Consider the following 8,394-nt stretch of genomic DNA (forward strand, 5'->3'; position numbering starts at 1 on the left):
ATTTCCATGTCAGGAATTTGTCCACTTATTCCAATGATGATGAGAACTGCAGCATTGACTTAGATCGCCAGTGCTCAGTACTGACCATCATGTAGCTTTTATCGCTTTAGCGCCTTAACTTATTTAAGTGGCGTAACTTACACAACTTATGCATCCTATTTAAGTGATGTAAGTTATAGTATTCCGTGTCAGGAATCTGTCCACTTATTCCAATGATGATGAGAACTGCAGCAATAAATTATAAAGGCAGGATAGGTGGTTACTTAACCAGCATAAGTTATGTAACTTATGCTAATTCATATTAAAATCACATGAAAGCAATCTTAATTAAAAACTTAGTATGAGAGGGCGTGGTCTTTTGTTTAAAGTGACAATTAACTAAAGGGTTACTTCTTGTATTTAGGAGCATAACCAACTTCTAACAAATAAGAAAAATACTTTCTAACATTATCGCTATCAAGAAGATCACTTGATATCCTTTCCTGAAAGTCTTCTAGAGTCTCTCCACGATGTGCGAAATCATTACCAAATTTTGGATAGTTAGTAATATCACATAGCTTTTTAGCAAAGAATATACATTGCTTAGCTGTCAATTTATAAGTTGGCTCTAAAGGAGCACTTGTACTCGTTTTATTTTGTTCTTTTTCTTCAAACATGAAATGTAATTCTGAAATATTTCTTCCCTCCTTTTTTTGTATATAAGAAACAGTAATATCCGTAAATTTGTTAATTTGATTTAAAGCTACGGTAAGAACCCTTTTTTTAAAGTCTCCCATCTTTTTATATTCATCTTCTATCAATCCGAGTTTTAATCTAAGCTCATCTATAGAAATATATAACTTACCAGTTGATCTCCAACGTATGAGTAACTCATACAGGCGAATAGCATAAATGCTTGTAAGTGGTGAGATTTGTTTAAGTTCATATCTTGTGAACTTTTCTTCAAGTTTTACAAATAAGGGGATAATATCTGGTGCAAAAATTAGTTGGACGCATCCCTCTTCCTTAACATAACCAACTTTTGAAACCCACCTACTTTTGTATATTCCTATTTTTCCAGTTATAGGATCTACTGCTTTATAATTCAAATGCCGTTCAAAAAGATTATCACATGCAGATTGTAACGCTTCATAAGATGCTTGACGTCCTAAATTAAACTGTTTCATGTATTCAGAAGCATGAATCGTAAGTATAGTATCAGAAGTAAGTTCTTTCTCAATTTCTCGAGCAGCAATGATCGCAATTAATATTAGCCTTTGCTCAGATAGATTTAGTGAATACGATGCTTCAACCAAATTATTATCTTTATATACTATGTTACTCATAGGGAGATATATTAAGGAAAATGTTATAAATAGATATATTGACAATACTACTTAACGTCCACAAATGAAAGTATTTTTTATAAAAGAATTTGTCAACTTATGCACAGAATTTGTCAACTTAGAAACAGGAAAAAGTCAACTTATTGGTAGGAATATGTCAACTCAGAAACAGGAAAAAGTCAACTTATTGGTAGGAATTTGTCAACATATACTTCCTGTATCCCTTTGCTAGTCAAGCTTTGAGCAGAGATATAAATAATAAATTTAAATAAATATATATAAATTCAAAAAGACCATTCTTTTGTGGATAACTTTTTTTTAATTTTTTTTTTCATGATAGTTGATTACTTCATAAATCACCGTTAAATTATACACAAACAAACTTACGTAACTTACATAAATTATGATTATCTTAGTTGGTGGTGAAAAAGGCGGTGCTGGTAAAAGCTGTTTAGCTCAAAATCTTGCAGTTTACTTACAACAAAGTCAAAGAGACGTCCTCTTATTAGATGCTGACCCTCAAGGAACAACAACAGATTGGGTCAAAGAAAGAGATGAAAACGATGAATTAAATAATATTCCATCAGTACAAGCATCAGGGAATATACGTTCAGTTTTAAAAGATTTAGATAAAAGATACCAAGATATTATCATTGATGCAGGTGGACAGGATTCTGAAGCATTACGTTCAGCAATGACTATAGCTACACATATGTTATTGCCGTTTAGACCCAAACGAAGAGATCTAAAAACTTTAGATCATATGGAACAAGTTTTAAAATTAGCAAAGACAGTAAATCCAAATCTGAAAGCTAGAGCAATTATTACTCAGTGTCCAACTCTTCCTTCTCAAGTTCAAAGAATTTTAGATGCAAAAGAGGCATGCAAATCATTTGGTATTGATGCATTGAATTCAATCACAACAAATCGAAATGTTTATGATGATGCAGATGAAAATGGGCTTTCGGTTTTTGAAGTAAATAGTGATCCTAAAGCGAAAGCTGAAATTGAAAGTATTGCAAGAGAGTTTTTAGGAGTATAACTATGGCTGGTTTAACTGGGCTAAACAAAAAACCTGAACCTACTGAACAAGATAAAATGTTAGATGCATTTATATCTGGTGCAGAAAAGAGGGTAAAGGCTTTAGAATCAAGTGAAAAAAAATTTATTCGTTACACTTTTTCTCTCAATGAAGATATTAGTAAACTAATTGATGAGCTGGTTGTAAAAGGGCAAAATGCAAGAATAAATCGTTCAAGTATTGTTCGAGCAGCTATAGAAAATTTATCGACATATAGTGCAGATGAATTAAAAGAAATATTAAATAAATAAATTAAAAATATCCCACTTTTTTAAGGGGGATATTTTTTATCCAAGTTAAATTTACTGTAAGTCCCCGGTGAACCCTATAGATATTTTTAAATTCAGCTCAGGCTCTAGCAGTGTGGTGGTAATTTATCTATTTGAGTTATTTTATATGAAGGCGTCCTTTTCTGCACAGACACGGATCTAGGCTATTCAGCTTGGCTGACTGAATTGATGTCATGATGTTTGATGCACATTGTCAAATTCTTTATCAAGCGAAACTCTGAATCAATGCTTGTAATTGTTTCACTATGATGAGTTTGAGTCCAGTGAAATGTTGCTTGTTTCAACCGTAGAGCTTTGAATACCCAGTCCATCATGTATCAACACTTTCATACAATGACCACGCTTATTCCAAAACAAGATAACCTCAATGTTGCGATTTGACATGGTCAAAGGCTTTTAGGACATGAGAAAGAGCAGTATAAGTAACTGCTCGCATATCCATGGGCTGAGTAGAAAGCCAGATTTCATCAATGTGAATCTTATTGTGAGCACCTTGGGGAATTCTGCCAAAGCGATTGCTCCTGATACCTTCCGTTTCAGCCCAATCGCTATGTTCGCATCAGGCGTCGTTATTGATTATGCCTTATACGGAACTCCAGAATTAGCCCTCGTTGCGAACAACAAAGCAGAAATCCTGCAGTTCCGCGGACGCTGATAAGTAGACAGATTCCTGACACGGAATACTATAACTTACATCACTTAAATAGGATGCATAAGTTATGCAAGTTACGCCACTTAAATAAGTTAAGGCGCTAAAGCGATAAAAGCTACATGATGGCCAGTACTGAGCACTGGCGATCTAAGTCAATGCTGCAGTTCTCATCATCATTGGAATAAGTGGACAAATTCCTGACATGGAAATTGCAGCGAGATTGGCTAAAGTTACTGCGCTGATTATCAGCCGAGATAAAGTAATGTGAACGGGTAGTATTGCTGTAATGGATGGATTAAACGTTGCAGGGTAAGGCAATGTAATAAATGTGGGCTTTGGTGGTGCAGAGCTTGTTCTCCATCCAAAAGGCGAATATATCTACATACGGGATTTGAATTTAGTACTTACTGCAAAGCTACTGAAGCGAGGGATGTGTTGGGTGCTTTATCGGATGGTTACCTTTAATCCTTCATAAATGAGTGTACTAGTGAACAATACCACTTTATAGCAGTTAAACTTATTAAACTTATTAAACTTATTAAACTTATTAAACTTATTAAACTTATTAAACTTATTAAACTTAAATTGCTTAGGTGGTCTAACTAAAATTTTTAGCAGAGTGATCTAATAATAAATGTATTAATAGACCATGCTTCAATCTGACGGCTGCGAACCGCCAGGGACAGGCGCAATGTCAGATTCTGTCGCGGCCTTGGCGCGTGCCTGGAAGCGTTCATAGCAATCCAGCCCGCAGAAATGTTCGACGTATTCCGCGCCTTCCGGGGTGAAGGCGGCATCGAGCGGAATTTCTTTGCAGCATACGCAGCAGGTGGTGCAACTGGCAGTGTTCGGGGCGTTTGCGTTCATGGTGGTACTCCTCCAGATTGGTAGCGAAGCTCAAAGCTGCCCACTCTCGGCTGGCTGGGAAGCGGTCATGATCTTCCCTTGAAGGCCCGCAGCAGCCGCGTCACAGACAGGACAAACAAGCCGGTCAGCGTGAGGGCTGCAATACCCCAGTGCTCCCCGATGAACGCGCCGGCCGTCGTGCCGGCTAGCACAATGGCGAGAATCGGCAAATGGCAGGGACAGGTGAGCACGGCCAGCGCGCCCCACAAGTAGCCGGTGATCGGTTTGTGCGTCTCAGACGGCAAGTGCTCTGGGCTGTTCATGGCAGACTCTCCGCGTGCTGTGCCGGTTCGGTTGGCATGGCGGCCAGTTGCATTTCGAGGCTGGCCAGGGCCTCGCGCCGACGCTCGACGAGTTGCCGCAACACGGCAAGCTGCGCAGACGCACCGTCACCGTCCGCAGCATCCAGCGCCCGGCACAGCCGCGCCAGTGCGTCCAGGCCGATACCCGCTTCGAAGGCAGCCCGCACAAAGCGCAGCCGTTGCAACGCGGTGTCATCGAACAAGCCGTAGCCGCCCGTGGTGCACGCGACCGGCCGTAGCAATCCGCGCAGCAGGTAGTCGCGCACGATATGCACGCTCACCCCGGCATCAAGGGCCAGCCGGGACACTGTGTAGGCGCTCATTGAACACCTCCTTTTCCTCATCCGGCGCAGCACGAAAGCTGCTTCACGTCCTTGCTGAAGGTCTGCGCCGCGAGCTTCAGCCCTTCGACCATGGTCAGGTAGGGGAACAATTGGTCGGCCAGTTCCTGCACGGTCATACGGTTGCGAATGGCGAGCACCGCCGTCTGGATCAGTTCACCCGCTTCCGGGGCCACCGCTTGCACGCCGATGAGCCGTCCGCTACCTTCCTCGATGACCAGCTTGATGAAGCCGCGTGTGTCGAAGTTGGCAAGCGCACGCGGCACGTTGTCCAAGGTCAAGGTGCGACTGTCGGTCTCGATCCCGTCGTGATGTGCTTCCGCCTCGCTGTAGCCCACGGTGGCGACCTGCGGGTCGGTGAATACCACGGCCGGCATTGCGGTCAGGTCCAGGGCCGCATCGCCGCCAGTCATGTTGATCGCAGCACGGGTGCCGGCCGCTGCCGCCACATAGACGAACTGAGGCTGGTCGGTGCAGTCGCCAGCCGCATAAATGTGTGGCGTACTGGTGCGCATGCCCTTGTCGATGACGATGGCCCCCTGCGCATTGGCAGCGACTCCCGCCGCTTCCAATGCCAGGCTGCGCGTGTTCGGTGCCCTGCCAGTGGCGACCAGCAGCTGGTCGGCGCGTATTTCACCGTACCCGGTGGTCAGCACGAATTCGCCGTCCACATGCGCGACCTGGCTGGCTTGCGTGTGTTCCAATACCTTGATCCCTTCGGCACGGAACGCGGCTGTAACGGCCTCGCCGATGGCCGGGTCGTCGCGGAAGAACAGCGTGTTGCGAGCTAGGATCGTGACCTGGCTGCCCAGCCGGGCGAAGGCTTGCGCCAGTTCCAGCGCGACCACCGACGAGCCGATCACGGCTAGGCGTTCGGGAAGGGTGTCGCTGACCAGGGCCTCGGTCGAAGTCCAGTAGGGTGACTCTTTCAGGCCCGGAATCGGCGGCACGGCCGGGCTGGCACCCGTGGCGACTAAGCAGCGGTCGAAAGCTACCACGCGCTCGCCACCATCGTTTAAACGGACGACCAGGCTCTGCTCATCCTTGAAACGCGCCTCACCATGTACAACGGTGATGGCCGGGTTGCCGTCCAGAATGCCTTCGTACTTGGCATGGCGCAGTTCTTCGACGCGCGCCTGCTGCTGGGCCAGTAGTTTGCTGCGGTCAATCGCAGGCACAGTCGCCGCGATACCGCCGTCGAACGGACTTTCCCGACGTAAATGGGCGATGTGGGCGGCGCGAATCATGATCTTGGACGGCACGCAGCCGACGTTGACGCAGGTGCCGCCGATGGTGCCGCGCTCGATCAGCGAGACGTGCGCGCCTTGCTCGACGGCCTTCAGTGCTGCCGCCATTGCCGCGCCACCGCTACCAATGACGACGACCTGCAACGGGCGTTCGTTGCCACTGGGCTTATCAGCGGCCCCTATCCAGCCGCGCATCTTGTCGAGCAGGCCGGCGCGGTTGTCCGTCGGTGGCGCATCGGCAAGCGTTGCCTCGTAGCCCAGTCCGGCCACGGCGGTAGTCAGCGCATCCGATGACGTGCCCGCCTCAATGGCGAGTTGCGCTGTGCCCTTCGGATAGGACACCAGCGCCGATTGCACGCCGGGCACTTTCTCCAAGGCTTCCTTGACGTGAGCCGCGCACGAGTCGCAGGTCATCCCGGTGATTTTCAGGGTGGTCATGTATTTTTCCTTTTCTGTGGTGGCTACGGCTGTTGCCGTCAGCCACGTTGTTCTGGCAATTCACAGCTGTCCGGCCCGCAGCGGCGATGTGCTGGCGAGATGAAATCCCAGACCGACACCCCAACCATCAAGGCCAGGCCGACATAGAGCAGTCCACCGCTCTGCCAGCCGTAAGCCCGCATTAAAAACACCGCTGCTAGCACCAAGATCGGGCCTATCGTGCCGAGCGCCGTGCGTCGCCACTGTCGATGATTGAGCCAAGCGATAGCATTGGCGAGTAACGTGATGCCGGCGAACATCGGCAGCAGGATGCCAATGAATAGCCCCTCGTACTGGCTCAAGAAGCCCAGTCCGATGGCCGCGCCAAAGCTGGCGATGGCAGGAAAACAGGCGGCGCAGCCCATCGCGGAAACGACGCTGCCGAGCGCGCCGGTTTTGCCAGCGATGCGCGTGATGAGTCCCATGTGTCGCTCCCGAGTTCGGTTAACGGATCAGCGTTTGAGGCTGGACGGATAGCCCGCGTCCTCGGTCGCCTTGGTCAACTTCTGGACGTTGGTCTTGGCATCGTCGAAGGTGACGACGGCCTGGCGCTTGTCGAAACTTACGTCGGTCTTGCTCACGCCCTCAACCTTGGAAAGCGCGTGCTTGACAGTGATCGGGCAAGAGGCGCAGGTCATGCCAGGCACGGACAGCGTTACGGTCTGAGTGGCGGCGAACACGGGGGCAACGAAAGCGGCGAGAGCGAGGGAGGCAAACAGCTTTTTCATGATGAACTCCTGATTAGTAGAAAAATGGCATGACGTAGGGAAAACCAAGCGCGACCAAGACCAACACGGCGACGAACCAGAAAATGAGCTTGTAGGTGGTGCGCACTTGCGGAATCGCGCACACCTCGCCCGGCTTGCAGGCTGCGGTCGGTCGGACGATGCGCCGCCAGGCAAAGAACAGTGCAACCAGCGCCGCGCCGATGAAGATCGGCCGATACGGCTCCAATACCGTCAGGTTGCCGATCCATGCCCCGCTGAACCCCAAGGCGATCAAAACCAGCGGCCCCAGGCAGCAGGCCGACGCAAGAATGGCGGCCAGCCCACCGGCGAAGAGCGCGCCGCGCCCGTTTTGTGGTTCAGACATACGCTTGTCCTTTCAAATTTGGTTTGGATAGCTTAAGCTTACTTCCGTAGTTATGTACGGAGTCAAGCGATATGCAAATTAATTTTGAGAATCTGACCATTGGCGTTTTTGCCAAGGCGGCCGGGGTCAATGTGGAGACCATCCGGTTCTACCAGCGCAAGGGCCTGCTGCCGGAGCCAGACAAGCCCTATGGCAGCATTCGCCGCTATGGCGAGGCGGATGTAACACGAGTGCGGTTCGTGAAATCGGCCCAGCGGCTGGGCTTTAGCCTGGACGAAATCGCCGAGCTACTGCGGCTGGAGGATGGCACCCATTGCGAGGAAGCCAGCGGCCTGGCCGAGCACAAGCTCAAGGATGTGCGCGAGAAGATGGCCGACTTGGCACGCATGGAGGCCGTGCTGTCTGAACTGGTGTGCGCCTGCCATGCGCGGAAAGGGAACGTTTCCTGCCCGCTGATTGCGTCACTGCAAGACGGAACGAAGCTCGCTGCATCGGCGCGGGGGAGTCACGGGGTGACTACGCCTTAGCGTGCTTTATTTTCCGAATTCTGAGACGACCCCTAGATGCCTGGTCAAGACTGCATACTTGCAGTTTTGACGGCACTGTTGCAAATAGGGATCTGAGTCAATGATTTTCCCTTCAAAAAAGCTTAGAGACCGAAAACTCTATTTACTAGCCAAA

The 8,394-nt window shown here is 48.5% G+C and carries 12 protein-coding genes; 4 read left to right on the top strand and 8 right to left on the bottom strand.

Annotated features, from left to right (window positions below; translation table 11 throughout):
- Positions 1-386 precede the first annotated feature (386 nt).
- Complete coding sequence (gene repM / locus MN869_RS20050; RefSeq protein WP_077170292.1) at positions 387-1,325, bottom strand: replication initiation protein RepM; 939 nt, start codon at positions 1,323-1,325, stop codon at positions 387-389.
- Between the two features lie 403 nt (positions 1,326-1,728).
- Between repM and MN869_RS20055 the strand changes: the two genes are divergently transcribed.
- The 3 genes from MN869_RS20055 to MN869_RS20065 all read left to right on the top strand — a co-directional run bounded on the left by MN869_RS20055 (position 1,729) and on the right by MN869_RS20065 (position 3,351).
- Entirely contained in the window at positions 1,729-2,367 is a 639-nt protein-coding gene (locus tag MN869_RS20055) for an AAA family ATPase (protein WP_000585007.1), read from the top strand.
- Between the two features lie 2 nt (positions 2,368-2,369).
- On the top strand, positions 2,370-2,657 hold the full coding sequence (locus MN869_RS20060) for a hypothetical protein (RefSeq protein ID WP_000908082.1): 288 nt from the start codon (positions 2,370-2,372) through the stop codon (positions 2,655-2,657).
- Positions 2,658-3,099: 442 nt separating this feature from the next.
- On the top strand, positions 3,100-3,351 hold the full coding sequence (locus MN869_RS20065) for a hypothetical protein (protein ID WP_001232338.1): 252 nt from the start codon (positions 3,100-3,102) through the stop codon (positions 3,349-3,351).
- Positions 3,352-4,002: 651 nt separating this feature from the next.
- Here the strand turns inward: MN869_RS20065 and MN869_RS20070 are convergent.
- The 7 genes from MN869_RS20070 to merT all read right to left on the bottom strand — a co-directional run bounded on the left by MN869_RS20070 (position 4,003) and on the right by merT (position 7,713).
- Positions 4,003-4,215, bottom strand: a complete 213-nt coding sequence (locus MN869_RS20070) for a DUF3330 domain-containing protein (RefSeq protein WP_000993245.1) — start codon at positions 4,213-4,215, stop codon at positions 4,003-4,005.
- A gap of 65 nt (positions 4,216-4,280) precedes the next feature.
- Complete coding sequence (merE, locus tag MN869_RS20075; RefSeq protein WP_001087807.1) at positions 4,281-4,517, bottom strand: broad-spectrum mercury transporter MerE; 237 nt, start codon at positions 4,515-4,517, stop codon at positions 4,281-4,283.
- The gene (gene merD / locus MN869_RS20080; protein WP_001277463.1) at positions 4,514-4,879 is read right to left on the bottom strand and encodes a mercury resistance co-regulator MerD; all 366 of its coding nucleotides are present in this window, start codon (positions 4,877-4,879) and stop codon (positions 4,514-4,516) included. The genes merE and merD overlap by 4 nt, the downstream gene beginning before the upstream one ends.
- 17 nt (positions 4,880-4,896) lie before the next feature.
- Entirely contained in the window at positions 4,897-6,582 is a 1,686-nt protein-coding gene (merA, locus tag MN869_RS20085) for a mercury(II) reductase (protein WP_004644736.1), read from the bottom strand.
- A 38-nt stretch (positions 6,583-6,620) separates the two neighbouring features.
- Positions 6,621-7,046: an organomercurial transporter MerC gene (merC, locus tag MN869_RS20090; RefSeq protein WP_000522997.1), complete on the bottom strand. Its 426-nt coding sequence runs from the start codon at positions 7,044-7,046 to the stop codon at positions 6,621-6,623.
- Between the two features lie 27 nt (positions 7,047-7,073).
- Positions 7,074-7,349 (bottom strand): mercury resistance system periplasmic binding protein MerP, encoded by a 276-nt coding sequence (merP, locus tag MN869_RS20095; protein ID WP_004178136.1) that lies wholly within the window; start codon positions 7,347-7,349, stop codon positions 7,074-7,076.
- Between the two features lie 13 nt (positions 7,350-7,362).
- Positions 7,363-7,713: a mercuric ion transporter MerT gene (gene merT / locus MN869_RS20100; protein ID WP_001294659.1), complete on the bottom strand. Its 351-nt coding sequence runs from the start codon at positions 7,711-7,713 to the stop codon at positions 7,363-7,365.
- A gap of 71 nt (positions 7,714-7,784) precedes the next feature.
- Between merT and merR the strand changes: the two genes are divergently transcribed.
- Positions 7,785-8,240: an Hg(II)-responsive transcriptional regulator gene (gene merR, locus MN869_RS20105; RefSeq protein ID WP_001166628.1), complete on the top strand. Its 456-nt coding sequence runs from the start codon at positions 7,785-7,787 to the stop codon at positions 8,238-8,240.
- The last annotated feature ends 154 nt before the right edge of the window (positions 8,241-8,394 follow it).

The sequence above is a fragment of the Acinetobacter sp. NIPH1876 genome, from assembly GCF_022808535.1.
Lineage (GTDB): Bacteria > Pseudomonadota > Gammaproteobacteria > Pseudomonadales > Moraxellaceae > Acinetobacter > Acinetobacter higginsii.

Excerpts from the sequence above, each read along its gene's own strand:
- MN869_RS20065 (WP_001232338.1), top strand. The coding sequence starts at position 3,100 with ATGAGAAAGAGCAGTATAAGTAACTGCTCGCATATCCATGGGCTGAGT.
- MN869_RS20055 (WP_000585007.1), top strand. The coding sequence starts at position 1,729 with ATGATTATCTTAGTTGGTGGTGAAAAAGGCGGTGCTGGTAAAAGCTGT.
- merA (WP_004644736.1), bottom strand. The coding sequence starts at position 6,582 with ATGACCACCCTGAAAATCACCGGGATGACCTGCGACTCGTGCGCGGCT.
- merT (WP_001294659.1), bottom strand. The coding sequence starts at position 7,713 with ATGTCTGAACCACAAAACGGGCGCGGCGCGCTCTTCGCCGGTGGGCTG.
- MN869_RS20060 (WP_000908082.1), top strand. The coding sequence starts at position 2,370 with ATGGCTGGTTTAACTGGGCTAAACAAAAAACCTGAACCTACTGAACAA.
- repM (WP_077170292.1), bottom strand. The coding sequence starts at position 1,325 with ATGAGTAACATAGTATATAAAGATAATAATTTGGTTGAAGCATCGTAT.
- merE (WP_001087807.1), bottom strand. The coding sequence starts at position 4,517 with ATGAACAGCCCAGAGCACTTGCCGTCTGAGACGCACAAACCGATCACC.
- merP (WP_004178136.1), bottom strand. The coding sequence starts at position 7,349 with ATGAAAAAGCTGTTTGCCTCCCTCGCTCTCGCCGCTTTCGTTGCCCCC.
- MN869_RS20070 (WP_000993245.1), bottom strand. The coding sequence starts at position 4,215 with ATGAACGCAAACGCCCCGAACACTGCCAGTTGCACCACCTGCTGCGTA.
- merD (WP_001277463.1), bottom strand. The coding sequence starts at position 4,879 with ATGAGCGCCTACACAGTGTCCCGGCTGGCCCTTGATGCCGGGGTGAGC.
- merR (WP_001166628.1), top strand. The coding sequence starts at position 7,785 with ATGCAAATTAATTTTGAGAATCTGACCATTGGCGTTTTTGCCAAGGCG.
- merC (WP_000522997.1), bottom strand. The coding sequence starts at position 7,046 with ATGGGACTCATCACGCGCATCGCTGGCAAAACCGGCGCGCTCGGCAGC.